Annotated in this window: 25 protein-coding genes, 2 pseudogenes and 1 other annotated feature; of the genes and pseudogenes, 19 read left to right on the plus strand and 8 right to left on the minus strand. The window is 62.0% G+C overall.

The genetic code is table 11. The features are described from left to right. The first annotated feature begins 232 nt into the window (after positions 1 to 232). Together QTI17_RS30070 and QTI17_RS30075 are read left to right on the plus strand one after the other, a co-directional pair. Positions 233 to 481: a hypothetical protein gene (locus tag QTI17_RS30070; RefSeq protein ID WP_286537446.1), complete on the plus strand. Its 249-nt coding sequence runs from the start codon at positions 233 to 235 to the stop codon at positions 479 to 481. A gap of 769 nt (positions 482 to 1,250) precedes the next feature. Further along, entirely contained in the window at positions 1,251 to 1,457 is a 207-nt protein-coding gene (locus tag QTI17_RS30075; RefSeq protein WP_286537447.1) for an IS1096 element passenger TnpR family protein, read from the plus strand. Between the two features lie 189 nt (positions 1,458 to 1,646). Here QTI17_RS30075 and QTI17_RS30080 read toward each other — a convergent pair. The 3 genes and pseudogenes from QTI17_RS30080 to QTI17_RS30090 all read right to left on the minus strand — a co-directional run bounded on the left by QTI17_RS30080 (position 1,647) and on the right by QTI17_RS30090 (position 6,248). Beyond that, positions 1,647 to 2,904, minus strand: a pseudogene (locus QTI17_RS30080) (IS3 family transposase). After that, positions 2,510 to 2,626, minus strand: a sequence feature (AL1L pseudoknot). (Overlaps the previous pseudogene by 117 nt.) Positions 2,905 to 3,144: 240 nt before the next feature. Then, a complete protein-coding gene (locus QTI17_RS30085; protein WP_286537449.1) occupies positions 3,145 to 5,361 on the minus strand; it encodes an ATP-binding protein in 2,217 nt (738 codons plus the stop codon). A gap of 452 nt (positions 5,362 to 5,813) precedes the next feature. Further along, positions 5,814 to 6,248, minus strand: coding sequence for a DNA-directed RNA polymerase subunit alpha C-terminal domain-containing protein (locus QTI17_RS30090; RefSeq protein WP_286537451.1), 435 nt, complete (start codon positions 6,246 to 6,248; stop codon positions 5,814 to 5,816). Positions 6,249 to 6,688: 440 nt separating this feature from the next. Here QTI17_RS30090 and QTI17_RS35125 point away from each other — a divergent pair, with 440 nt between their 5' ends. From QTI17_RS35125 to QTI17_RS30115, 7 genes are all read left to right on the plus strand, one after another. Continuing rightward, positions 6,689 to 6,928 (plus strand): twin-arginine translocation signal domain-containing protein, encoded by a 240-nt coding sequence (locus tag QTI17_RS35125; RefSeq protein WP_353506744.1) that lies wholly within the window; start codon positions 6,689 to 6,691, stop codon positions 6,926 to 6,928. Then, entirely contained in the window at positions 6,925 to 7,398 is a 474-nt protein-coding gene (locus QTI17_RS30095; RefSeq protein WP_286537453.1) for a DUF1003 domain-containing protein, read from the plus strand. The genes QTI17_RS35125 and QTI17_RS30095 overlap by 4 nt, the downstream gene beginning before the upstream one ends. 396 nt (positions 7,399 to 7,794) lie before the next feature. Next, positions 7,795 to 7,998, plus strand: a complete 204-nt coding sequence (locus QTI17_RS35130) for a DUF3606 domain-containing protein (protein ID WP_353506742.1) — start codon at positions 7,795 to 7,797, stop codon at positions 7,996 to 7,998. Further along, entirely contained in the window at positions 7,989 to 8,174 is a 186-nt protein-coding gene (locus tag QTI17_RS30100) for a hypothetical protein (RefSeq protein ID WP_286537454.1), read from the plus strand. The genes QTI17_RS35130 and QTI17_RS30100 overlap by 10 nt, the downstream gene beginning before the upstream one ends. 9 nt (positions 8,175 to 8,183) lie before the next feature. Further along, positions 8,184 to 8,402 (plus strand): response regulator, encoded by a 219-nt coding sequence (locus tag QTI17_RS30105; protein ID WP_286537455.1) that lies wholly within the window; start codon positions 8,184 to 8,186, stop codon positions 8,400 to 8,402. Next, positions 8,356 to 8,889: a CAP domain-containing protein gene (locus QTI17_RS30110; RefSeq protein WP_286537595.1), complete on the plus strand. Its 534-nt coding sequence runs from the start codon at positions 8,356 to 8,358 to the stop codon at positions 8,887 to 8,889. Before QTI17_RS30105 ends, QTI17_RS30110 begins: the two co-directional genes overlap by 47 nt. After that, the gene (locus tag QTI17_RS30115) at positions 8,816 to 9,022 is read left to right on the plus strand and encodes a site-specific integrase (RefSeq protein ID WP_286537590.1); all 207 of its coding nucleotides are present in this window, start codon (positions 8,816 to 8,818) and stop codon (positions 9,020 to 9,022) included. The genes QTI17_RS30110 and QTI17_RS30115 overlap by 74 nt, the downstream gene beginning before the upstream one ends. A gap of 234 nt (positions 9,023 to 9,256) precedes the next feature. Here the strand turns inward: QTI17_RS30115 and QTI17_RS30120 are convergent, their stop codons facing one another. Then, entirely contained in the window at positions 9,257 to 9,586 is a 330-nt protein-coding gene (locus QTI17_RS30120) for a hypothetical protein (protein ID WP_286537456.1), read from the minus strand. A gap of 586 nt (positions 9,587 to 10,172) precedes the next feature. On the opposite strand from QTI17_RS30120, the gene QTI17_RS30125 reads away from it, so the two are divergent. The 7 genes and pseudogenes from QTI17_RS30125 (at position 10,173) to QTI17_RS30155 (ending at position 14,341) form a co-directional block, all read left to right on the plus strand. Further along, positions 10,173 to 10,490 (plus strand): hypothetical protein, encoded by a 318-nt coding sequence (locus QTI17_RS30125; RefSeq protein ID WP_286537457.1) that lies wholly within the window; start codon positions 10,173 to 10,175, stop codon positions 10,488 to 10,490. Positions 10,491 to 11,036: 546 nt separating this feature from the next. Next, positions 11,037 to 11,372 carry a PRC-barrel domain-containing protein gene (locus QTI17_RS30130; RefSeq protein WP_286537458.1) on the plus strand — a complete coding sequence of 112 codons (336 nt, stop codon included), beginning with the start codon at positions 11,037 to 11,039 and terminating at the stop codon, positions 11,370 to 11,372. A gap of 393 nt (positions 11,373 to 11,765) precedes the next feature. Continuing rightward, positions 11,766 to 12,119 (plus strand): hypothetical protein, encoded by a 354-nt coding sequence (locus tag QTI17_RS30135; RefSeq protein WP_286537460.1) that lies wholly within the window; start codon positions 11,766 to 11,768, stop codon positions 12,117 to 12,119. 843 nt (positions 12,120 to 12,962) lie between these two features. Next, the gene (locus QTI17_RS30140) at positions 12,963 to 13,163 is read left to right on the plus strand and encodes a hypothetical protein (RefSeq protein ID WP_286537461.1); all 201 of its coding nucleotides are present in this window, start codon (positions 12,963 to 12,965) and stop codon (positions 13,161 to 13,163) included. Between the two features lie 193 nt (positions 13,164 to 13,356). Next, the gene (locus tag QTI17_RS35135; protein WP_353506745.1) at positions 13,357 to 13,536 is read left to right on the plus strand and encodes a plasmid pRiA4b ORF-3 family protein; all 180 of its coding nucleotides are present in this window, start codon (positions 13,357 to 13,359) and stop codon (positions 13,534 to 13,536) included. Further along, positions 13,491 to 13,793: pseudogene (locus QTI17_RS30150) on the plus strand (carboxymuconolactone decarboxylase family protein); the annotation flags it as partial. The gene QTI17_RS35135 and the pseudogene QTI17_RS30150, both read left to right, overlap by 46 nt. Continuing rightward, positions 13,790 to 14,341, plus strand: a complete 552-nt coding sequence (locus QTI17_RS30155) for a hypothetical protein (protein ID WP_286537463.1) — start codon at positions 13,790 to 13,792, stop codon at positions 14,339 to 14,341. The pseudogene QTI17_RS30150 and the gene QTI17_RS30155, both read left to right, overlap by 4 nt. A 393-nt stretch (positions 14,342 to 14,734) precedes the next feature. Here QTI17_RS30155 and QTI17_RS30160 read toward each other — a convergent pair whose 3' ends face one another. Together QTI17_RS30160 and QTI17_RS30165 are read right to left on the minus strand one after the other, a co-directional pair. Then, positions 14,735 to 15,199: a hypothetical protein gene (locus QTI17_RS30160; RefSeq protein WP_286537464.1), complete on the minus strand. Its 465-nt coding sequence runs from the start codon at positions 15,197 to 15,199 to the stop codon at positions 14,735 to 14,737. 228 nt (positions 15,200 to 15,427) lie between these two features. Further along, the gene (locus QTI17_RS30165) at positions 15,428 to 15,592 is read right to left on the minus strand and encodes a hypothetical protein (protein ID WP_286537465.1); all 165 of its coding nucleotides are present in this window, start codon (positions 15,590 to 15,592) and stop codon (positions 15,428 to 15,430) included. Positions 15,593 to 15,791: 199 nt separating this feature from the next. Between QTI17_RS30165 and QTI17_RS30170 the strand changes: the two genes are divergently transcribed. After that, complete coding sequence (locus QTI17_RS30170) at positions 15,792 to 18,197, plus strand: arylsulfatase (RefSeq protein WP_286537466.1); 2,406 nt, start codon at positions 15,792 to 15,794, stop codon at positions 18,195 to 18,197. A gap of 320 nt (positions 18,198 to 18,517) precedes the next feature. Here the strand turns inward: QTI17_RS30170 and QTI17_RS30175 are convergent, their stop codons facing one another. Both QTI17_RS30175 and QTI17_RS30180 read right to left on the minus strand, forming a co-directional pair. Beyond that, positions 18,518 to 20,074 carry an arylsulfatase gene (locus QTI17_RS30175; RefSeq protein WP_286537467.1) on the minus strand — a complete coding sequence of 519 codons (1,557 nt, stop codon included), beginning with the start codon at positions 20,072 to 20,074 and terminating at the stop codon, positions 18,518 to 18,520. A 318-nt stretch (positions 20,075 to 20,392) separates the two neighbouring features. Further along, positions 20,393 to 21,301, minus strand: coding sequence for a LysR family transcriptional regulator (locus QTI17_RS30180; RefSeq protein WP_286537468.1), 909 nt, complete (start codon positions 21,299 to 21,301; stop codon positions 20,393 to 20,395). A 104-nt stretch (positions 21,302 to 21,405) separates the two neighbouring features. Here QTI17_RS30180 and QTI17_RS30185 point away from each other — a divergent pair, with 104 nt between their 5' ends. Further along, a complete protein-coding gene (locus QTI17_RS30185) occupies positions 21,406 to 22,407 on the plus strand; it encodes a tripartite tricarboxylate transporter substrate-binding protein (protein ID WP_286537469.1) in 1,002 nt (333 codons plus the stop codon). Positions 22,408 to 22,430: 23 nt separating this feature from the next. Then, positions 22,431 to 24,368, plus strand: a complete 1,938-nt coding sequence (locus tag QTI17_RS30190) for an aconitase family protein (RefSeq protein ID WP_286537471.1) — start codon at positions 22,431 to 22,433, stop codon at positions 24,366 to 24,368. Positions 24,369 to 24,546: the final 178 nt, after the last annotated feature.

The following is a 24,546-nucleotide window of genomic DNA, read 5'->3' on the forward strand; positions in this document are numbered from 1 at the left end:
GTCATGAGCGAAAAGGAAATTCAGGCGTACCTCGTCTCTCGCGACACGGTGCGCCGTATCCAGCGGATTTCTTCGCTCTTCCTTCCGCCGGGCCGAGGTGTTGACCATCGACACTGAAGCCGGTATGAGGAGGATCGCTGCAGCCCATGGCAAGCTGCAGCGATTCGCCCGATGAGACGGTTGGCGGGCCTGACCTCTAGCATTTTCCACGGCCATGGTTATGCTGTTCGCCATGCCTGACCAATACCGCCGCCTGGCCGTGTTCGTGGACCGCCCGAGTCCGGGCAGTTTCCTTTGGATCATCCTGGAAAGCACAGAAGATCCGGCAGTTTGGCTGGACCTCGAAACGGGCGATGACAAGTTCGACAACTGGCTTGATGCGTACAACGCGGGCAATGCGGCTTTGCTGTCCTACGTAGACGATGAGTTGGTGGGTCCTGAGAACTCGACGCCGGAGGCTGACGACGAATATGACGATTGAGCCTACCAAGCGGTGCACGTCCTTGCCCGCCCTAACGGTCGATGGTCGCGTCCTCCGGTCCGAAAGCAGAGGCACTACCGACTCATCCCTCGCACGGGTGCGCGTGCGACTACCAACTGCTCGGCCAGTTTCTGCGCCCCTTTCGGATCTCGCAGTATCTCCTGGCGCAGGCGCTCTGTAGCGCCTAGCCGCTGCGCCTTCGGCTCCTGGTTGACGTACTGGACCATCCTTTTCAACTGCGCCGGCAAAGTTTCGCTGCGCTCCGCCATCCCGATACCCGTGTGCCTTCATCTCACGCCTCCGCGCGTGTGAGGAAAACGCTCGGGGGCTCTCGTCAACTTTGCGCTTCGAGACCGCCGCCTGCGCGCGCTCGGGGAAGGGTACCTGAGCGACGCTGCTGTCGTGGCCCGCTCGCTCGGCGATGGCTTAGGACCTCCTCCACACGTCCATCCTTGCAATCGGCGCTCCGTCTGCCTCGGTGGACAAGGTCGGTAGACACATCGTGAGCGTCCACTCGTCCCACCTTGACCGACCGCGCACGCGGCTCATCTCGGACGCAGTTGTGCTCCGACGAAGGCAACACACTCGACGAGGTTGGACGCCGACAGGAGCAAGAACTTCTCGGCGTCGGTCCGCACGCTCAGCAGGTCGTTCTCGCCGAGGTATCCATACAGGAGAGCATCACATTCCTGGGGGTGTGCAGTGCAGCAAAGTAAGCTTCGAGGATGGAAGCCGGAGCATCTGACAGGAGGTCCTATAGCTGCGCGCAGTGCTGCGCAACATCAGCCCGCTGATCTGGCGGCGCCTTCTGGTACGAGGCGATACGAGCGTCGCGCGGCTTCACCAGATCCTGCAGGTCGCGTTCGGCTGGCAGGACATGCACCTGCACCGTTTCGAGATCCGTGGTCGCGAGTACGCAGTCCACCAGAGGGCGAGGGCGGCATCTTTTTCGACACCGACGCGCACGAAGCCCTGATCGGCCACGCGACCTGCTCAAGCGGGGCTTCAGAACGGTGACCGCACCGGGTTTCGAGGAGGCCTGTTGGCTTGAGTCAAGCCGGAGTGGTCTGACTCAAGGGTGGGGGGTTGGCTGTTTGGATTCTCCTTCATTCAGCCCCCCGCAGGGGCCGCCGGAGGCCCCCCGGTTGGGCCATGTACTCATGGTTCAACCCTCCTGCAGCGTGGCTTGCTGCGCGGGCTTGCCTGGGGTCATCGAGCGACCTTGCTCACGCCAATAGTTGGCCTCGGCTTCGGCCGGCGGGATGTAGCCGATGGGCTCCAGCAAACGATGATGGTTGAACCACGAGACCCATCCCAGGGTCGCCAGTTCGACAGCCTCGCGCGTCTTCCATGGCCCGCGCCGGTGAATGATCTCGGCCTTGAACAGCCCGTTGATGGTCTCGGCCAGGGCGTTGTCGTAGCTGTCGCCGGTGCTGCCCACCGAGGGCTCGATGCCCGCCTCGGCCAGCCGTTCGCTGTAGCGGATCGACACGTACTGCGAACCGCGGTCGCTGTGGTGCACCAGGGCTCCATCACGCTCTGGGCGGCGTGCGTACAGCGCTTGCTCCAGCGCGTCGAGCACGAAGTCTGTCTGCATCGAGTTGCTGACTCGCCAGCCGACGATGCGCCTGGCGAAGACATCGATGACGAAGGCCACGTAGACGAAGCCCTGCCAGGTCGAGACGTAGGTGAAGTCCGCCACCCAGAGCTGGTTCGGACGCTCAGCCCTGAACTGCCGATTCACACGGTCCAGCGGGCATGCCGCCTTGGCATCGGGCACGGTCGTGCGTAGCGACCTGCCGCGACGCACGCCCTGCAGGCCGAGCAGCCGCATCAGCCGCTCCACGGTGCAGCGCGACGCTCGTGCCCTCGCGCCCGAGTTGGCGCCAGACCTTGTCGGCGCCGTAGACGCCCAGGTTCTGGTCGTACACGCGCAGCACCTGTGGCAGTCAGGATCGCATCACGCCGGGCTCGCACCGACAGCAGTGCCGGATCGCGCCGGCGCGCGGCGTGGCGCCGGTATGCCGATGGGGCAACCTGCAGCGCGCGGCAGATCGGCTCGACCCCAAGGCGAGCGCGGTGCTCGTCGATGAAGGCGTTCACTTCTTGTGATGGCGGTCGAGCTCCGCCTGGGCGAAATATGCGCTGGCCAGCTTCAGGATCTCATTGGTCTTGCGCAACTCGCGCACCTCACGCTCCAGATCCTTGATGCGCTGCTGCTCAAGCGACGTTGCACCTGGGCGCACGCCGCTGTCTCGCTCGCCTTGCCGCACCCAGCGCCGCAGCGTCTCGGCCGTGCAACCGATCTTGCCGGCGATCGACTCGATCGCCGACCACTGCGACGGGTACTGGTCCTTGGCGTCGAAGACCATGCGCACCGCGCGATCCACAACTTCCGGGGAAAACTTCGGGGACTTCCTCATCTTGGCTCCATTCTCTATCGAAGGAGCCTCCTCAAAATCCGGGGCGGTTCAATGTCTGCGTTCTGGGGCAAGACGCAGCCGTGAGGAATGCGCCCACCCTCAAAGGCCCATAGCCATCTTCAGGGTCCAACCCAGGGCGCGGTACCAGGCCGACAACCAACGCGAAGCCAGGCCGACGGCGTTGCGAACGCATTTTCGGCACAGGTGCGCTCGCAATTCCTCGATTGCTTAGGAACGTCCTTACACTTCTTCGGTGTTCGCAGCGGTGTCGGGCGGATGTTCCTTTTCAAACGCCTGCTGCAAAGCCTCAAGCAATGCTTCCACACCATAGGGCTTGCGAAGCATCGTCACATTCAACGTCGTCTCCTGGGCGCTGTACCCGGTGGCAACGACGGCGGGTAGCGACGGCCGATGAATGCGGCACCAACTGAGGAGGTCGAGCCCGGTCATTTTTCCGGTCATCACCACGTCTGTGAAAAGGACGTCGAACTCCTGCTCGCTTGTGAGCGCAGTGACGGCGTCCTCGGCGGAACGGCACAGCGTCACGTGATGTCCGGTGCTCTCCAAGGCGACGACAACGACGGAAGACACCAGTACGTCGTCCTCGGCCATGAGGATCTTCAGGGGCGGGGCATGTCGCAGCTTGACCATCATCGTCTCCTGCACCGGGATGGTCCCTTCAAACGCAGGCAGGTAAAGGCTCACGCGCGTTCCTGCGTTGACACGGCTTTCGATTCGAGCGTCCCCGCCGGACTGCCGTGCGAAGCCAAGCACCTGCGCGAGGCCAAGCCCGCTGCCGGCCCCGATGGGTTTGGTGGTGAAGTACGGCTCGAACGCGTTGGCGGCGGTGTCAGCGTCCATTCCCGGGCCGTCATCCGACACCTCGACGGCGACGAATCGACCCGAACCCAACTTTTGCGTTTCCGCTGCCGAGGCGAGTCGGCCGACGATAAGCACGTGGCCGCCGTCCGGCATCGCGTCGCGCGCGTTGAAAACCAGGTTGAGTATCGCCAACTCGAGTTGGGTCGGATCGACGAACACGGCAGGCAAGCCAGGTTCAATGGAAGCCGACAACACGGAGCGCTCCCCGACAGCTTTGCTTGTAAGCTCCTGGCTCTTCAGTACCAAATCACCGATGTCGACCGGTTGCGGCGCTAGCCGCTGTGCCCTTCCAAAGGTCAGAAGTTGGCGAACGAGGTCAGCTGCTTTTGCCGTGGCTCGCATCGCGCTTTGCAACACCCGCTGCTGGGGTCCTTCCGAAACGGTCCGGCTGAGCACCTGATGGCCGGTGCTGATGGTCTGCAACAGGTTGTTGAAATCATGGGCGATGCCGCCGGTCAGCCGCCCGATCGCCTCGTGCTTGCGTACGTTCAGCAACGTGGCGTGGGCTTCTCGCGCTTCTTCGACCGCGTCTGCCACACGCGCTTCCAGCGTGCGTTTGGCGTCCTGCGAGCGCAGGCCAGCGTCATGGAGAGCGGCACTCACGTCGTCAGCCTCCGACACGCCAGTGGTCAGTTTCGGCGGCACTTCATCCTTGCCCAGTTGCGCTGCAGCGTCTCGGAGCGCCATCATCGGATTGCTGATGCTCCGCGCCGCGTACAGAGCCAATGCCAATCCCAGCAACAGCAGGGTTCCCGAGGCAGCCACTGCCTGAATCGTGATTCTCCAGGCTGCCTGGTTGAGTGCGGCCATGGGGAAAGCGAAGACCACGCTCCACCCATATCGGTTCCCTCGGGTCAAGTAGGTCAACGAACGGACTCCGTCGAGCGTCGTCGATTCCGCGAATCCCACATCCCCTGCCTGAGCCCTGCGTTTCAGGTCTCCGGTAGCGGATTTGCCTACCCATTCCTCGGGTTTTCGGCTTCGGGCGATCACTCTGTGGTCTTGATCAATGACTGCCGCGACACTGTCCGATGGAAATTTTTGGTGATTGACTATCTCCTGGATGACGGACAGTTCAAAGGAGACGCCAACGTTGTACCTGGGGGGATCGCCGTTCGTCTCCGGGGCAAGCACGCCCAACACCGGTTTCTTGAGGACGGGGCCGTAGGAGCTGAAATACGCTGCAGGCTCGCTTGTTTCGAATGGCGCTCCGGCCGGGCGCGGAATAGGTTCGGTCTGGTCCCACGGCACCAGCGTGTGCGCCAGCTGCGCCTTTGGGTCCACCAGGAATGCCCAGTTGCCGCTGGCTCGGGTGGCCGCCGTGGCCTCTTCATGGAATCTTCGCAAATCGCCTTCCCGCACTGCGTCGGTGGCCGCGAGTGTCGTTGCCATGACCGCGCGGTTATCGAGCTCGCGCTCGACGAAGGTGTTGAGGCCATTAGCGAGGTGCTCCACTTGGTCCCGCGCGGCCGCCGCTTCGCGCTGGTATGTGGTGAAAGCGAGCAGCGCAAACGCAGCTACCGAGGGTAGCCAGACTGCAAACACCAACAGTAGTAGGCGGTTGCGGATGCTCACAGGTGACCAAATTGCATGGTTGAACCTACCATTTTTCATTGTTTCTCTGCGTAGGGAGGTGCCCCTGCAACAGGCGTCGGCACCACCTCGGGTTGCGCTACCGCAAACAACGACGCCAAGCGCCTGCCACGTGGACACGCGGCCTCGTGAACTGCATAAGATTCATCGATCACCGATTTTCGCCTGAGCGTGGTGCGCGCATGCCAGGGCCGACCTCCCATCAGAAGGCGGTGGCCTCACGAACGATCCCATGGGTGAACAGTGCTTTGGATCTTGGACTTGTGCGGCCCTGCCGGGCCGCGTGCGTCAGGGATTGGTGCCCGGTAGAGGCGAGATCGGCACGAGCTCGTCGCCAGACGTCTTCTCCGGCTGAATCCGGGGCGGTCAGATGCAACTGATACCCACCGCACTAGGGCTGGCGGGGGTGGCGACGCTGCGACTACAGCTGCTTTCTACGGATGAGGGAAGAGGCTACCTGCGTGCTGCCCGGTCGGTCTGCGAAAGCCCAATCCGGCTTGCTGCAACGCATCACGCAGCCGCGCCACCGTCCTGACGCCTATGGCGTCGTGGCCGAGCAGCTCCTGTTCGTCAATCTCGGCAAGGTCCTCGAGGTAAACGATGCCTAACTCCTTGAGGGCGCTGGAGATGGAAACGCGCATGCCCAGATCGTCTATAGGCATGTCAGGACGTGGCTTTCGATGGCTGCTTGGCCTTGCCCGCCACACGTAGGCTGGGAGGTGGACGGGGGGCGGCGCCCTCCCTTCGGCTTGGGCCTTGGCGTGAGCTTGCTTGGCCTTGTGGATCGCAGCCCGAATACCCGAGAGGCAGGCTACTAGTTCGCCGTCGGGCAATTGGGCTAGGTCGTTCAAGGTTGTGATCGTGTTCATCGAGGGCGTCTCCTTTCGCACAGGCATGTCGCTTTCGCAGGAAATTTCCTTTAGATACGTGGTGCTTTGGCAATTGGCCGAGCTGCATTGAGATGGGAATTGAAGAGGTTTAGCGGTCCTTCTTGAGTTCTCTGTCATTAATTCGGCCAAGGAAACAGCGGAAAGGCGTTAAGAGGGGCCCGAAGAATGAAGACAAGCGCAAATGTATCTCTAACGGCACCCGTCGTCTACCGCGTGCGTTCACAGAGATGAGATTTTGTCAACGGCAGAACTCTGGATTATGACAATTATTTAATCGCTTTCCCTGTGATCCATCGGAGCGATTCTTTCGTATGCGCGCCACTGCAATCGGTGCGTAGCGATTTAACTCTTGCCAAAAATATGCATAGATCGACAGTTTTGGCGGACGTAGCATTCAGCCCAGTTGATTCATAGAAATAATCAATTCGGTTCTTTGTACGGAGCATTGGCGATGGCAGAAACCAGATCGACGAGAGTTTCTAAAGGTGACCGGAGGAGCCGCGCTAACCGCTGTCGTCTCAGGGGTGCCCATTCCCAGTGCAGCGCAGCGCCGAGGGGCAGACTTCAGCAACCTCAGGGCGTCGACGGGCGTAGCCGGCCCCCGGGCTTTCTGTGCTGCCCAAAATGGCTATGGGGATAACTCTCATGCTCAGCTATGAATGATCCTCTCGATCCCGCGCCCGCCGCCGACCCCCTCCCTGCGTCAACGCGAGAGAAGAACCTTGATGTGGTTGCAGGCCTTGATCAAAAACAGGAAGAAGAGGTGTCGTCGACGCGTAACCTAATCGAACGAATCAGCCTGTTCTTCGGAAGTCCGGCTTATTTCGCATTTGTCATTCGATTCGTCAGCGGATGGGTGGCAGTCAATTTATGGGGCTGGCACGCTGGCTGGCGACACGTTGACGAGCCTCCCTTTTTCTGGCTCCAGGGAATTGTAAGCTCGAACGCCCTATTGCTGACAGTGGCCGTACTCATCAGGCAAAGTCGAATGGCGGAACTCTCAGAGCATCGTGCGCACCTGGATCTTCAAATTAACCGTCTTGACGGAGCAAAAGGTCACGAAGGCGCTTCAGATTTTGAACGAAATTTCGCGCGACCGAGGGGCCGTTTCATCTCCTACTTTAAGTGAAGATTTCGAACAACCAACGGACACCGAAGCATTGCTCCAAGCAATAAAAGACTCAAAAAAGAATAATTAGTGGCTTAACCCTGCGCCGCGGGCCGACGATACGTGCGCCGGATCCTGAGGGAAGCTGCCAGCAGGAAGTTGAAGGCAGTAGGACGTGACGAAGAGACGGGTTTGAGCAGACAGGAGGCTGCTCCCATGATCCTCATGGATACGCTGGTCGCTGACAGATGCGCGATCTAGCGCTTATCGGCCAAATTCAGCGTGCGGAAGCCTCCAGTGTCAAAGACACGTTACCGACCATTTTCGCGGGAGTTCTCACCCTGTCAGCGCTTTCTTAGCTGCGGTCGACATGTTGTCCCGCGCCCGAGGTGCACATTGGCCTCAAGACTTTAGAGGATGCACCATTATCGAGTTCCGGACGACCCGACTGTCATTTTGTTGAAAGAGCCTTGGCAGCTTGAATACTGGTGTCGCAAGATGGGCGTTACAGAGACGGATCTAAGGGTGGCGATGCGAGCGGTCGGCGAAAATCCGGTTGAGGTTCGTCGGTACTTGGACCGGCCGATTTCCCAGCCTCATAGGGGAGAGCGATGGGAATAAAAGTCAATGCGGAGGGCGAAAAACTGCCCCTCACCGTCTTCTTAGTCGAAGACAGCGAGAAAATCCGTGATCATCTAGTCCCTGCGCTGGCGGATCTGGGCGATGCAAATGTCTTAGCAATTGCTCATTCCCAAGGTGGAGCTGTCCATTGGCTTGCAGGACATAAAGGGGAATAGGATCTGGCCGTGGCGGACCTTTTCCTGGCTGAAGGCTCTGGGATTGAGGTCGTGCGGTGGTGTCAGGAGCGCGAGCCCCATCAGCGTGTCGCAGTCCTGACCAACGCCACCACGATTGCAGCGATGGTGGAAGCTCGGGCGTCAGCCGGCGAGCGCTTCGAGACACCTGAAAGTCTTTTCGATGCGCTCGAAAGCGGCTCCCAAGAAAAAGCACGCAAGCCTTCCTAAAACTTCCTCGTTCGGCAGGCAGTTCGCCAAGGACTGGAACCGGCTGAGTCACTCGGGCCGGCACGACATGGGTCGGCCGAAGGAGGCGATGCTCCTGCTCCTGGCCAACGACGAGTTCGAGGACGCTGATGGCGTCGCCATGACCGGCTGGATGCTTACTGTCGTGGGGAAAGGCAGCAAGATCAGAGAAGTCCCCGTCCCGCAGGATCTGGTCGACGAGCTGCGCGACGAACTCACCCGGATCGGTCGATCCAAGAGCGTGATGGCTGAAGAAAATGCCGATGTCGCCATCCTGGCCAGGTTCAGGGACGGGGCCGCGATGCCTCCTGCGACCTGGTCGGATTCAGGTTTGTACAAGGCTGTCCAAGCCTTCATGCAGCGCTGCGCAGCTCGATGCAGGCGAAGCAGCGCGGATCCGCAAGGCAACGACGCATTGGCTACGCCATACGCACGCGTCCCACGCGCTGAAGGGTCGGGCCGGGCATGAGCCGGTTCCGCTGCTGGTCGTAAAAAACAACCTCGGGCATTCGTCGATCGCGACGACTTCGGGCTACCTCAACAGCGAAGAAAAAGAACGTCTCAAGGCAATGTCTGCGTTCTGGGGCAAGACACAGCCGTGAGGAATGCGCCCACCCTCAAAGGCCCATAGCCATCTTCAGGGTCCAACCCAGGGCGTGGCCAGGCCGATAACCAACGCGCAACTGCGCCATATCCCCAAGCCAGCCTTCGGCTCCTTTCGCCGCGAGGAAATTCGGCGGGGCGATGACTTCCGTCCGATCCAATCGCCCATTTGCAGGGGCACCGCGCCATAGCGCTGCGGCCTGCTGCGTGTGGTGCTGGCAAGAAGGCAGTCGCTATGGATGGAGGTGCACGATCAAAACCAAAGTCAGTGCGGCCAAGCCGAAGATGAAAGCTATTGCTGCGTTTTGCCTGAACCTTTTCCCCGCCGATTCTTCAAGAGGAATGCTGGGTTCGACGGTGGCGAGGGTTTCGTTTCGGCTCAGCGGCGCCTCGTTGTGCGCCCCTTCCTTTGATCTTTCGCTGGCCAAGTGCGATTGCTTGTCCGTCCCAATATCGTTGGCGACTTCATCGTTGCCCTCTCCCAAGGAGTCAGCTTCGGTTGGCTGGCGAGTGCGTTCTTCCTTCAACAACGCCGTCCGCGTGAGCAGCTTGTGGTTTGGCATGCATCAAGTTTGCCACTGCGGCACCCGGCTCACGTGTCGATTAGTGGCGTGCAATTTCGTAGGATCGACACTTAACACGAAGGGCCTCTCCATGCGCGTACGAGTTGCGGCAGATGTTCGGCGCGGCTGATTCGTAAATACGCTGAATCGGATCCACCGCTTTCGTCAAGGCCGGCACGCGCGGGGGAAGTCATCGCGCATTTGGCCGTCGATGGTGGGGGCCGAGGTCTTGCTCTTCTTGGGCGGACCATGTAAGCCTGCTAAGGATTGAATAGGCTGGGCTGTTCTCCCTGCCTGGAGGAGGTTGGCCACCTGGTCGAACGTGTAAAGGAGGAGGTGCGCGAAATGTGGCCATCCAAGCCCGAGAGGCGGGCGGCTCGTGGATCCTGAATCACACTCACGCCGAGTCATTGCCGCCTCTTGACTTCCTGCTGCGCATCATGGAACACGAGACGAACATAACTGGACAGTACATCCGCCCAGCATGACTGTGCGCACCACGCCGTGGTCCCCACTTTTTGGAGTTGACGACGGCCATGCGAAAGCGCTCAATCAAGTGTTCCCCGCGCTCCCCGGAAGGCCAGCAATGAAGACGTCGTCCATGATGGCAGTCGTCGCCAGTTGCACAATTCTTCTCGGGTGCGACTTGGAGCCGAGCGTTCTCTTTGTGACGAGCGGAAGCCCATACCAGGTGATTCAGCTAACCGACGCCGAAGAAGGATGCCCGGCACCCCTCCGCGTTTGCTACCTCACCTTGTTGGATGGCGGCACTTCACGCGGATGTTGGGTCCGCGAGCATGCCTACATTCGCGCCCATTTCGACGATTTGGGCGACCGGCTGATCCCTGTGACCGAGTTCCGTCGGACGACGCTCGCCGAGTATCGGAACGCCACCCTGGATTAGGCGGTCGCTGCAGATCTTCCCGGAAGTCAAAACTCCTTCGATCCTGCACCCACCAGTCGCCACAAATCTACGCTCACGGTGAAAATTTTCTAATGTTGCATCTGCAGCGCTCTATAGAGCGGCCAAGAAGCGCAACCATGCTTCAGCGCTCGGCGCCAGTCGGTGGCGAATCGTCGGTACGGAGGTCCATTCCGGCTGCTTGGATGACTGCCGTTCGAGGCGCCCAGTTCGCCCAGGCGGGGTCCAGTGTGAGCGACGGCAGCGTCTACGTCTGCACCACTTGAACGGTCGCTGTTAGAAGCGAGCAGGCTTCGCCGCAAGCCGCAACGGCAAGGCGAGCGTGGAGAAAAAAATCTCACGAGCGCCACCGTGATCCATCTTCAGTTCCGTGAAGGAAAGCGAACCGTACTGATGGAGGCCGGTGACTACAGGAAGAGAGTCCGCTAGCTGATCCGCGTCGCGGCTCTGTTGAGCGATACCCGTTTTGCTGGGCCTTGCACTCGAGGTCGTCGCCCCCAGCGGTGCCGACCGATGTAGGAGCGTCTTATGGCTATCTCCACTGTCATTTCTTCGGAACGGGTCGAAGGGACCTCGGTCTACAACCCTGCCGGCGACAAGCTCGGCACGATCGATGATTTGATGATCGATAAAGTCTCGGGTCGGGTGCGCTACGCAGTGATGGAGTTCGGCGGATTTCTGGGCATGGGCACGGACCGTTACCCCATCCCCTGGAACATGCTGAAGTACGACACCTCTCAGGATGGCTATGTCGTGCCATTGGACAAGGCTCAACTCGAAGGCGCACCGCGCTACGGGAGCGACGCCGTGCCTGACTACGATGACGCCTATCGGAGCGGTGTGGACAAGTACTACGGCCTCTGACTACCATGAGCGTGCGCGCCCGTAAGCCGGGCGTTTGCGAACCCTAGCGGGGCAGCCGGCGACCAGTCGAACAGCACAGCGGCATGCGTTTGACTGTAGGCAGCAATCGGCACCTGCGGGTGCCGATTGTCTTAGGCTCCAGTCTCACGCCACTGGCATGCGATTCCGGCTGCGTCATCCGATGAAAGACCCCATCGTTACCGGCGCAGCCGTAACCTTTGCAGTCCTAGTGCTGTTCTCAATTTGGAACAGGCCATTACTTCGATGGATGGCGATCACGGCCGTTGTCGCTCTCGTTGCATGGATCGCACAAGACTTGTAAGTGTCGGTACGCGGCAGGTGACGATGTAGATGCATTCTGTTGAAAAAGACTTGAACAGTAGCCAGAACTAGGTGAGCCACATGCATGTTCGGCACAAAATGCTGCATTGCAACATGATGCGCGCCACAGAAAACCTGATGCTCGGCCTCGACGATCTCGTGGCAGACGTCGCGCATGCCCGGCGCCACGAAACTCTTGGACGCCTTGCGCTTCTCTGCTACTGCGAATTGAAGCCGTGGGCACGCCATGCGGAGGAAGAACGCTTGGCCCAGCTCGCATGGGCGTTGAGCACACGCGCCCTCCCTGGCAGCCGCAAACTGTTCCTGCAACGCATCGACGTTGTCATTCAGGAACTGGAGGAAGTTTGTCGCCGTGCGGCTCGAACAGACGCGGCTGAATTGCTGGCAGCTGCTCGAAGCCATTGAACGTTTGAGCGACTGCCGTCTGCATCCACAAGCGCAGACTGGCCGCTCACGGCGGGGAATCTTCAGGTGAGTATGCGTCGCGCAGACGCTCCAGGGCGGCCTGTGCTATCTGGATTGCCTCTTGAAGATTGATTGGGGGATCCAGTTTTCCCAGTTCCGGCGGAGGCTCGAGCGCGAATGCGATCCGTTCGCAGGCAGCGTCCCATAGCAACTTGGCGTGCGCGCGTTCAGTCGACTTTGGCATATCTGCCCTCCTCGTTAGTTTTATGGATCGTATTACTCGGTTGGCACAGTAGGTAAGTCCATGCTCGCCGCATGACGGCGGGCATCCCGGCTGTCTTGGCACGGGGCGCAACTGTTATCTGGCCAAGCTGTGGGTCGAGGCAACCGCGAGGACTGCAGGTAAGGGTCCTCATTCCCCGCCGGAGCGAGGACTAGACATCAAAGCCCTACGGCCAAACTCAGAGTCCAGGCCAAGGCGATGATCAACCAAACGACCAACGCCCAGCTACGCCATCCCCCAGCAACTGTGGGCCCCTTTGACCGTTGAGAAATGCGTCGCGGCGAAGATCCTCGACCTTGGTACTCGGTTTTCCCGGTGAGCCATCCGGCGTCGTAACGTGTATTCATGTAATTTATTGTAATTACATGTACTACTTTGGTATCAGTAGTTTTTCACGAATTAAGCTCTTCAACTTTGAGCCGAGTTCGGGTACGTTCAGGACTGAACGATGGAATGCTGAAAAATTTCACGATCTGGCTTGGCTCCCAACTCTGACACGAATCCTGGGCGCTTCGTCCGCGCACTGCGGGCTGATACGAACCTTCCTTGAGGAGTTTGCGTTGAAAACGACGATTCGAGCGCTCACCGAGATCAGGCTTCGTCGCTCTAAAGAAGTGTTCCTTGACCGCGAGCCTGACGAACGCGACCATTTATGGATCCCTGACAATCGCGCCAACAAGGAAAGGCTCATCCAGGCCCTGGAGCTTGGCAACCGCTTGCATGGTCCGGCCACCCATTGGATCGAAAAGCGCCAAGCCTGAGGGCGAAGTGAACGCGCTGCGCTTGCGCGTCTTGAGCTAGTCGGCGCCGCGAGGCGCGGGCGGACGCCTCCAACTTCAGCGCCCCGCCTCACAGCATCCACCATGGCTGGCCGCCAGATCAGCGGGCTGATGTTGCGCAGCACGGCGCCTTCTGGTACGAGGCGATACGAGCGTCGCGCGGCTTCACCAGATCCTGCAGGTCGCGTTCGGCTGGCAGGACATGCACCTGCACCGTTTCGAGATCCGTGGTCGCGAGTACGCAGTCCACCAGGAGGGCGAGGGCGGCATCTTCTTCGACACCGACGCGCACGAAGCCCTGATCGGCCACGCGACCTGCTCAAGCGGGGCTTCAGAACGGAGACACTTTCTCTGATTCCCGTGTGGCGCGAGGCCGGCGAGTTCTTCGATGCACGCGAGCGCGCCGCGCTCGCCTGGACCGAGAGCGTGACCCGCGTGGCGGACATCCAGGTGCCCGACGCCGACTTTCAAGTTGCGTCGGCGGTGTTCGACGAAAAGGCACTCGTCGATCTCGCGGTAGCGATCGGGATGATGGGCGCATTCAATAGGCTGGCGATCAGTTTTCGCCGCGGGCCTGCGACCCATTCGCAACGCGCCGTGGAACAAGCATGAACAGCAAATCCGGTCTTTTGCAACCGCTCGCGCCGACAGAGGATCTCAATCGGCCCCTGTTTCAAAGGATCGCTATCGGCCTTGCCGCGGTGCTCGGCGTCGCTCTACTCATCAATGGCGTCGTGATGTTGATGGTTCCCTTCGCCTGGTACAAGGCCGTGCCCGGGGTGATGGAAACCGGTCCCTTCAACCAGCATCTCCTGCGCGACATCGCGTTGCTCTATGCGCTGATCGGCGGCGCGCTCATCACCGGCGCCGTGCGGCCGTCCTACCGAGTGGCGTGCTGGGGAACGCCCACGCTCTGGCTCACGGGACATGCGATCTTTCACTTCTGGGAAATCGCGGTCGGCATCTGCGGGCCCGCGGTCATTCCGTGCGACTTCCCGGCTGTCACGATGCCGGCGCTGATTGGAATTGGTCTCACCCTGTGGGCTTGGCGCACGCAGTCGCGTGACAAACTGGCCTTGGTGAGATTGCCCAAATTCGGTTCCGCGTCAATTCGTCGCCACAAGGACAGACCTGTCGGCAGAGGTGCGGATAAGCGCTAGAAGCAAGACTCGTCCGTATCGCAAAAGGTGAGAGTTCAGTGCGTGGCCGCCAGCCACCGCCTCGACGGCAACGGCCTGCCGTGGTGGGCATTCGACGGGCCGCTTTGTGGAGCAGTTGCGAACTCGCAGCCCCGGCCACGAGCCGAGATTCGTCAAGATCTGCTTTCAAGCAAACCGTCTCGAGCAATGGAGGCGCGTGTTCGGGATTCGGATGCGTCATTGCAGAAATGCTGAGCCTGCGAGCTTTAACCTTTCCTGGGGTGATGGAGAAGATGAGCGCCGCGTCTTGAGCTAGTCCGCGCCGCGAGGCGCGGGCGGACGCCTCCAACTTCAGCGCCCCGCCTCACAGCATCCACCATGGCTGGCCGGTCATGGCTCAACCTAGGCCCCGCCTTACTTGACTGTGTAGCCACGACCCTCTAGGCATGCGGCGCGAGCCTTTGCAAACGAGGCCTGCTTTTGCTGCGTGGCCGAAGCCTGCTGCTGTTGGGCCGAATTCGCGGCCGCCACGTTCTGCCGGCGGCTTTGCCCGCGCGCAGCCACCGCACCCGCCGCCGCACCGGCGCTGGCGTTTCCGCCTGCGATCTCGCCGACAGCGGCGCCGCGCAACGCGCCGCGAGCACCTGCACCCGGGGTTGTCCCAGTCGCTGTGGTCGGCGGCTTGGCCGTGGGCGCGGGCGGAGGTGGTTTGGCTGGATCAAAACCGGTCTGCTTGACCGCCCACGAATAGCAGGCCGCCTCGTCACTCTTCTGTTGCTGCGGGCTCTGGCCCTTGGCCGGGTACACGAACTGTTGTGCGCTGGCTTCGGAAATTAACAGCCCCGCCAACGTCAGGCAGCACAGGGTTCGTTGCTTCATTTCGTGTACCTCGGCTCAATGATGGCTAACCGCATCACGTCAGTGCCACCGCTCGACGCCCCCGAACCGCAACTGATTTCGGCAGCGACGATGGCTCGAGAGCACGTTTCGGAGGCGAATATTTCTCACTATGGACTTCGGAATGCTCGCCGTCTACTGGCCACAAGGGAAGGTGCGCGCAGTGCGCGCAAGGCCTACAGTCGTCCGTGTTGATACTGCGGCGATCGTCTAGCCGAAGGTGAATTTGCTCGAAAAGCTGTGCCGGTCGATTTGAAAAACGCCGGTTTCTGGAAAGGAACTCACCATGAAAGGACCGTGCTCAACTGCCGCCGCCGCCGTACTTACGTTGGCGGCTTTGCTGCCGCTGGACGCCTCGGCGGCGGCCTGCGCCAAGGGCGCCTACCGCGCCGGCTGCGTCGGACCGAATGGCGCCGCTGCCGTCCGCAAGCCGGTACCGCCGCCGTCACAAGTGAATTGCGCGAAGGGCGTTTACCGTGCGGGGTGCACCGGCCCCAATGGCGCGGCAGTCGTCCGCAAGTAGTTCGCGGAACGCCATACAGCCAGCAACACGATCGATGTTGGAGGAAGCACCATGAAAAAGTCGAATGACGATTTTTCCGGGGGCCGTACACCGATGAAACCGGACAGCCTGCGTTGTGCGTTGACAGCATTCGCGCTGGGCCTCAGCCTCGCGGGCGTCGCTGCGGCACAGAAAGCGTCACCGGGGGCGCTTGAGCGGACGGTCCTCCCGATCGCTGAGCCAAGGCGCACGCCCGTCACCGAAGTCGACGTGCGCAACGCAAAAGCGCCGCCTCGTTTCGAGGTGAAAGCACCAAAGGGCGCGCCAAACGTCGTAATCGTGCTGCTCGACGACATGGGGTTTGCGCACCCGAGCACCTTCGGTGGTGCGATTGCCATGCCGACGCTCGACCGGCTCGCCGCCGGGGGCTTGCGCTACAACAACATGCATGTCGCTGCGCTGTGCTCGCCCACCCGGGCGGCCTTGATCACGGGCCGCAATCATCATACTAACAACACGGGCGCCGTGCAGGAAATTGCCACCGCGTTCGAGGGCAATACCGGCATCCGTCCGGCGAGCGTCGCGCCGCTGCCAGAGATGCTGCGTCTGAACGGCTACAACACGGCTGCCTTCGGCAAGTGGCATCTGACGCCGGCCTGGGAAACCAGCATCTCCGGCCCCTTCACGACGTGGCCCACCCAGTCGGGCTTCGAGAAGTTCTACGGCTTCCTTGGCGGAGAGACCAACCAATGGTCGCCGCTCCTGTACGACGGGGTGACTCGGGTCGAGTTGCCCGCCGATCCGAACTACCACTTCATGACCGACATGACGAATCAGGCCATCGCCTGGACACGGTTCCAGCAGTCGATGACACCCAACAGGCCGTTCTTCATGTACTTCGCCCCTGGCGCGACCCACGCGCCGCACCATGTATCGAAGGAGTGGTCCGACAAATACAAGGGCAAATTCGATCAGGGCTGGGACAAGTACCGCGAGGACGCGCTGGCGCGGCAGATCAGGCTCGGTATCGTGCCGGCTGGAACGAAGCTCGCGCCCAAGCCCGCCGGCATCAAGGATTGGGACAAGCTGACGCCCGATGAGCGACGACTGTTTGCACGCCAGATGGAAGTCTTCGCGGGATTTGCCGAGCAGGCGGACTACGAGATTGGTCGCCTCGTGAAGGCGATCGAGGATTTGGGGGTGATGGACAACACGCTCTTCATCTACGTCGCCGGTGACAACGGTGCCAGCGCCGAAGGGGGGGCGACCGGCTTGTTCAATGAACTTACGTTCTTCAATGGTGTCCCGGAGACCGTCGAGAACCAGTTGAAGAACCTCGACAAGTGGGGCGGCCCGGAAACCTACCCACACTATGCCGCCGGCTGGGCAGTCGCTGGAGATGCGCCTTTCGCTTGGACAAAGCAGGTGGCGGGGGACTACGGCGGCACCAAGACCGGCATGGTCATGCACTGGCCAAAGGGGATCAAGTCGAGGGGAGAAATTCGCTCCCAGTGGCAATACATCACCGATCTCGCGCCGACGGTGCTCGAAGTGGCGCAGTTGCCGTTTCCGAAGTCTGTCAACGGCACGGTCCAGAAGCCCTTCGAGGGCGTGAGCATGGCCTACACGCTCAATGATGCGAAGGCGGCCGACCGACGGAAAACGCAGTATTTCGAGATCCTCGGCAACCGCGGCATCTACCACGATGGCTGGCTCGCGCGTACCGTACACAGGGCGCCATGGGAACCCAAGCCACGCGCGACGCTCGACAAGGACACGTGGGAGCTCTTCGATGCGCGCAACGACTACAGCCTTGCCACCGACCTCGCTGGGACGCAGCCGGCGAAGTTGAAGCAGATGCAGGCCGTGTTCCTGAAAGAGGCGGCGAAGTACAACGTGCTTCCGATCGACGACCGCAGCGTCGAGCGCTTCAACGCGGCGATCGCCGGGCGACCCGATTTAATGGGAACGCGTACTTCGATCACGCTCTACCCTGGCATGACAGGCATGATGGAGAACACGTTCATCAACGCGAAGAACCGCTCCAGCACGATCACCGCCGAGATCGACGTCCCACAAGGCGGCGCCGAGGGCGTGATCTTCGCGCAAGGCGGGCGTTTCGGCGGCTTCAGCCTGTACCTGAAGGACGGCAGGCCGACGTACACCTATAACTGGGTCGGCCTCGAACGCTACACGGTGGCCTCTCCTCAGGCGCTTCCCCCGGGCAAGGCGACCATCAAGCTGGACTTCGCGTATGACGGCGGCGGCCCCGGCAAAGGTGGCACGGCTTCACTATCGGTCGGCGGGCAGAAGGTGGCGGAAGGTCGGATCGATAAAAGCATTCCCTTCATCATCTCGCCTGACGAGGGCGCTGACGTTGGCGAGGACGATGACACGCCCGTCTCGGGCGACTACGTGGCGGGCGTCAAAAGCCGATTCACTGGGACGATCGAGAAGGTGAGCCTGGAGGTCCGGTGAGACGCACCTGCCGCTTCGGTAGAAGTCCGCTATCGTCATGAACTGCCGACGGCTGCTTTGCGGAAGGTGCCTCCAGGGCGCGCGGCTGCCTGCCTGCGACTTTCACCATGCCAATCGCGACCCGACACCTGGGTGTCCCCCGTCGGCGGTGATCCAACGCGTCGGTGTCTGGTTTGGGGCAATCAAATTTGCAGCGGCTACTTCCGCAATGGGCCCTGCCCTGCCCTCCACCAGCGCCCGTCGTGCGGCCGGGCAGCGCAAGCCGCCCCTCGGTCGAGCGATCTAAACGACCGTTCCACCTGTCAAAGCGGTAACTTCTTCTACTTTGATGCCGCGGCTGCACTGCCCAGCTTGTCGTGTGCCTGTTCGATTGTGAAACTCGCAGCCTTCTGGCGCGGCGGGAACTCCTCGAAAGTCTTCATGAAAGCGCCGACGATGGCCTGGGCGCTAAAGATTCGATAGCCCTTGGACATGTACCAGTCGTAGTAGGTGTTGGACGTGATGTCCGCGCGCTCTAGCGGGTCGGTCCGAAGGTTGAAGCACTTGGGAGTGCGCAGCACTGTGAATGGGTCCATCCAGATCTTCAAGGTGCCTGCTGTGCGCTGCTCCATGAAGACGAACTTCCAGTTGTTCATGCGGATCGCGACGAGGTTCGAATCGTCGTCGAAGTACAAGAAGTCCTCCCGCGGACTCTTCACGCCTTCGGTCGTCAGAAAGGGCAGCAAGTTGTAGCCGTCAATGTGCACCTTGAACTTCTTCCCAGCGGCAGCATAACCCCTCTTGCACTTCTCGATGATGTCGGGTTCCCCGGCCATGGCGAGAAAAGTCGGCAACCAGTCGTGGTGCTGAACGATGTCGTTCGACACCACGCCGGCCGGAATCTTGCCGGGCCACCCCACGAGTTGCGGGATTCGGAAGGCACCTTCCCAGTTGGTGTCCTTCTCGCTACGGAAGGGCGTCATGCCGGCGTCGGGCCAGGAGTTCATGTGCGGACCGTTGTCGGTCGAATACATCACGAAGGTGTTCTCGGCAATGCCCAGCTCATCGAGCAGATCGAGCAACTCGCCGACATGGCGGTCATGATCGATCATCGTGTCGTGGTAGGTCGATTGACTCTCGCCGGCCTGTCCGACGCTTTCTGGCTTGGGGTGGGTGCGGAAATGCATGTGGGTCGTGTTGACCCAGCAGAAGAAGGGCTGGTCGCCCTTGGCCTTGCGCTTGATGTAGTCCTTGGCGCCGGCGACGATCTCGTCGTCGATGGTCTCCATTCGCTTTCGGTTCAGCGGGCCGGTGTCCTGGATCTTCTGCTTGCCGACACGGCCCCAGCGCGGCTGCTCGGTCTTGTCTTCCTTGTCGGTCGCCTCGCATTTAAGGACCCCGCGCGGCACAAACTTGGCGCGAAACCTGGGGTCTTTCGGATAGTCGGGATCCTCAGGGTCCTCCTCGGCGTTGAGGTGGTAGAGATTGCCGAAGAACTCATCGAAGCCGTGCACCGTGGGCAGGTACTTGTTCATGTCGCCCAGATGGTTCTTGCCGAACTGCCCGGTGGCGTATCCCTGTGCTTTGAGCAACTCTGCGATGGTCGCGTCCTCGGCCTGCAGGCCGACGTCGGCGCCAGGCATTCCGACCTTGGACAGTCCTGTGCGGTGCACACTCTGCCCGGTGATGAAAGAGGACCGGCCAGCCGTGCAGCTTTGTTCGCCGTAGGAGTCGGTGAACATCATCCCTTCCTTAGCAAGGCGGTCGATGTTGGGCGTCTTGTAGCCCATCACACCGTGGCTGTAGCAGGACAGGTTGTAGATGCCAATGTCATCGCCCCAGATGACCAAGATGTTGGGCTTTTTGACGCTATCGGACTTCTTTGACTTCGATGCCATGCTCGCTCCTTGAAGGGTGGAACTCGAAATGAGGTTGGCCCGGTGTTGCGAGCCGGGTCTGATCCTAGACGGGCAACGCAACGGTTGGGCGTAGGCGGGGCCTACACCCCTCATGCCGCGGCCGCGGTGCTGAAAGTCCGCTGTGAATCGCTTCCCGCCGGTGTAAGAATGGCAGCGGGCGGCTGTCAAGGGCCAACGCAGTAGTTCGCTGTGCACCCCCCCTTCGCAGGGCGGCGGCCAAACGACTCGGTTCGGCCATGAGCGGCAGTTTGACGCTGCGCGGCTCAACGTTCGAGAAGGGGAAGACAGCGGACGCGTTCATTCCGCCGCGATGGTGGCGGCAAGCCGAAGCCCCTCTGCGACGATCTGCGCGGCACGCGACACGTAGGGATCCGTCCGAAAGCACACGACGAAACGGCGGGTGGCCCATCCGTCGGACAATGGAATCACGCGAATCGGCAGTTCGTCGACCCATGGGCGCAGCACCTCGCGCGGCAGGATGCCGATGCCGAGGTCGGCCGCGACAACATGGGCGACGCCCTCGAAACTCTCGACTTCGATGCGTGGCTGCAAGGTCTTGCCCGCCACCGCCGCATGCCGGCGCAACATCGTCTCCATCATGCTGCCGGGCATCGCGCTCACATGGTCGTAGCCGAGCGTCTCTGCGAAGGGCACGGACTTCCTTCGGGACAGCGGATGGGCGCGCGAGACCAGGGCGCAGGCATGGTCGGGTCGATAGGGCACGGCCCGCAGCCCCGTCAAGTCTGCGACATCCCAACACACCGCGAGGTCGGCCGCCCCCTCTTTCACCTGCCGCACCATCTCGCTGGAGGACGCCTCGCGCAGACTCAGCTTCAGGGCCGGGTGCTTTCGAAGCAAGGCGGCGATGTCGGCAGGCAGACGGTGCGACAGCGCCGCCAGGCTCGCGAGGATGCGAACCGTCCCGGCGCCGCCCGTCGCCATGTCGCGCATGGTCGTGTGCATGCGGTCCATGCCGGCGAGCACTTCCCGGGCCTGACTTGCGAATGCCTGACCGGCCTCGGAGGGGCCCATGCCCCCGGCGCCACGCTGCAGCAGTTCGATGCCGACGTCGTCCTCGAGTGCAGCCATGCGCTTGCTCACGGCCGAGGGCACGATGGACATCCGTTCGGCCGCCTTGACGATGCTTCCCTCTTCGCAGACGGCCAGGAAGAGGCGCAGGGTGACGGGATCGAAATCGGTGCGCATCGGTGCGGATAAGTTCCAAATGGGAACGAACAATGCGCCAAATTGAAGTTTGTGTCTCTAAGGGAAATCTAGAGTGAGGGCTATACCCACACCTGGAGACAAGCATGAAGTTGAACAGCGCGAACTTCGCCATCGGAACGCTGATGCGCGGCGCCGCACTGGCTGCCTGCGCCTGCGGCATCGTCAGTGGCGCTGCCGCCGCCGATGCCTATCCTGCCCGACCGATCACGCTCGTCGTGCCTTTCGCGGGGGGCGGCAGCGCCGACATCCTGGGACGGGTGCTGGCCAACTCGCTGACCGAGACGCTCAAGCAACCGGTCGTGGTCGACAACCGCACGGGTGCGGGTGGGCTGGTCGGAACCTCGCTGGTCGCCAAGGCGCCCGCCGACGGCTACACGCTGCTGCTGGCGACCGACAGCCTGTACGCCATCAATCCGGCGCTTTACGGCAAGAAGGCGGAAGACGCCGTGGCCGCGCTCGCGCCGGTCGCGCACCTGGCGGAGGCGCCGCTCGTGATCGCGGTCAATAGCGCGTCACCGGCCAACGACTTCGCAGGCCTCTTGAAGCAAGCGAAGGCCAGCAGCGCGCCGTTGAGCTTCGGCACCCCCGGCGTCGGCACCGATCATCATCTGTTGGGCGAGCTGATTGCCAAGTCAGGCCAGGTCCGCCTCAATCATGTGCCCTACCGCGGAGCCGGCGCGGCCCTGGGCGACCTCGCCGGGGGCCAGATCGACATGCTGATCACGCTGGTTAGCACGGCGCAGCCGATGGTGGCGGCCGGCAAGATCAAGCTGGTCGGCGTGGCGTCCACCAAGGTGTACGAGGCACAGCCGCAGATTCCCCGCATGGGGCAGACCTTGCCTGGCACCGACATGCTGGTGAGCTACAGCCTGATGGCGCCCAAGTCGACGCCGGCGCCGATCGTCGCTCGGCTCAACGAGGCCGTCGGCATCGCGCTGCGCAACCCGAGCGTCGGCAGCAAGCTCGCCGAGCTGGGCCTCACGCCCACTGGCGGGACGGTGACGGATTTCGCCAAGCGCATGCAGGCGGAGCGACAGCAGCGCGAGAGCATCATTCGCGATGCCGACGTCAAGCTGGTCGAATGACCGGCGCAGCCAGAGGAGCCGACATGCATGCCATCCGATTCGAAGGCCGCATCCTTTTCCTGTCGGAGGATCCGACGCTGATCGAGCGGCAGATCGCCGGCGAGGATCTCTCGCAGGCGCAAGCCGGCAAGCTGCGCGACGACGTGTCCACGGACGAGATCACGCCGGGCTGGGCCTGCTTCCATGTCGACGAAACGCTCGGCCGCTATCCCTACGTGGGCCTTACCTGCGAGGGTCGCAGGCCCATCGGCACCGACCAGGTACGGCGCGGCGGCTTCGCGGTGACGGTGGCCGGCACGCGCTACGGCAAGGGCTCGTCGCGCGAGGCCAGTCCTTATGCCGAGCGCATGGCGGGCATCCGCCTGGTCATTGCGCAGAAGTTCGAGCGCATCTATCGCCAGAACTGCCACAACCTCGGCATCTTCACGTCGAGCGACTTCGGCCTCGTCGATCGCATCCGCGCGGGCGAGGCGATACCGGTCTCGGAGCTGGTGGCGGGGCTGGATGCCGTGACGGCCGATGTATTGGCGCGAGGAGGGCTATTCAACTACACGAAGGCCCGGCTCGCCGGCGAGATCGCGATGGAGCCGCAGCCGCCCGAGAGCCGCCCATTGACCTACGTCGAGAAGATCATCGCGCGCTCGGCCAGGAGGCCGCCTTCGGCCTCGGGCATCAGCTTCGTGAAGGCGAATTGGCGCTACTCGCACGACTACGTGACCGGGATGTGCGCCGCGTTCATGAACAACGCGATGGGCCCCGACATTGCCTTGCACGACGTCGCATCGATCCAGTGCTTCGCGGATCACCTGGTCTATGTCGAAGAGACCATGTCACCGGCAAAGCGCGCCCTGGGGCTGCTCGACTCCGCGATGGCGATGGGCAGGATGCAGGAAGAATTCTGCGCGCAGCACGGCGTTCGCTTGCATCACCGCGTGCCCGGCAGAAAGGGGGCGGAAGGCATCTGCCACTCGATCATGACCGAGCGCTACGTGTTGCCGGGCCAGGTCGCAATCGGCACCGATTCCCATACCCCGCATTGCGGCGCGCTCGGGGCATTCGCCTTCGGCATCGGTGCGAGCGAGATGGCCAACGCATGGATCACGGGCGATGTGCGCGTGGCGGCGCCGAAGGTCTGTCGGGTGCAGCTGCGCGGGACGCTGCCCGACGGGGTCGACGCCAAGGATGTCGTGCTGCATCTGCTGCGCCTGCCGGAGGTCCGCAACGGCAGCCTGGTCGGACTCGTCTTCGAGTACATGGGCGAGGCCTTGCGCGCGATGGGGACGGACGCGCGCGCCACGCTCACCAACATGGTGGCCGAGATCGGCGGCCTGACGGGCATCGTGGCCCCCGACGATGAAACGCTTCGCTTCCTGCGCGAGCGTCGGGGCGTCGACTTCCGACTCGAACCCTGGATGCGCAGCGACGAGGGGGCGCAGTATGCGCACGAGATCGAGGTGGATTGCGGCACGCTCGAACCCATGGTGGCGCGCCCCGGGGATCCCGGGCAGGGCCTTGCGCTGTCGGCACTCGACAAGGCGGTTGCGATCGACATTGCGTACGGTGGCTCCTGCACGGGGGGCAAGCTCGAGGACATTGGGGCCTACCACGCGGTGCTGGCCTGGGCCGAGCAACACCGGCTCGGCATCGCGCCGGGCGTGCGGTTCTTCCTGCAGTTCGGCAGCGAGGACGTGCGCGCGCGCAGCGACCGGATGCAGATGGTGGCGCTCTTCGAGCGCATGGGCGTCGAGTTGGTCGAGCCCGGTTGCGGGGCGTGCATCAATGCGGGCCCGGGCGCCAGCGAGCGCGAGGACCAAGTCACGATCAGCGCGATCAATCGCAACTTTCCGGGTCGCTCGGGCCCGGGCGCGCTGTGGCTCGCCAGCCCTTGCACAGTAGCCGCCAGCGCGATCGCCGGCCGGATCATGAGCTTCTCGGAGCTGAAGGCATCGATCGGGCAGTGAGCGCCTCGCCATTCGGGGATGGGCCCAAGCGGAACAAAAAATCCATCCGGCTCGATGCGCCTCGACTGGGCCAATGTCGGCGTTATACGCATTGCGGACATGCTGGAGCCGAAGCCGAAAGACCGCGATGGGCCCTGAATGCCATTTCTCGACATTGGGAAGCAGCCGCTCACGCGCG

Source organism: Variovorax sp. J31P179, assembly GCF_030316985.1.
GTDB lineage: Bacteria > Pseudomonadota > Gammaproteobacteria > Burkholderiales > Burkholderiaceae_C > Variovorax > Variovorax ginsengisoli_B.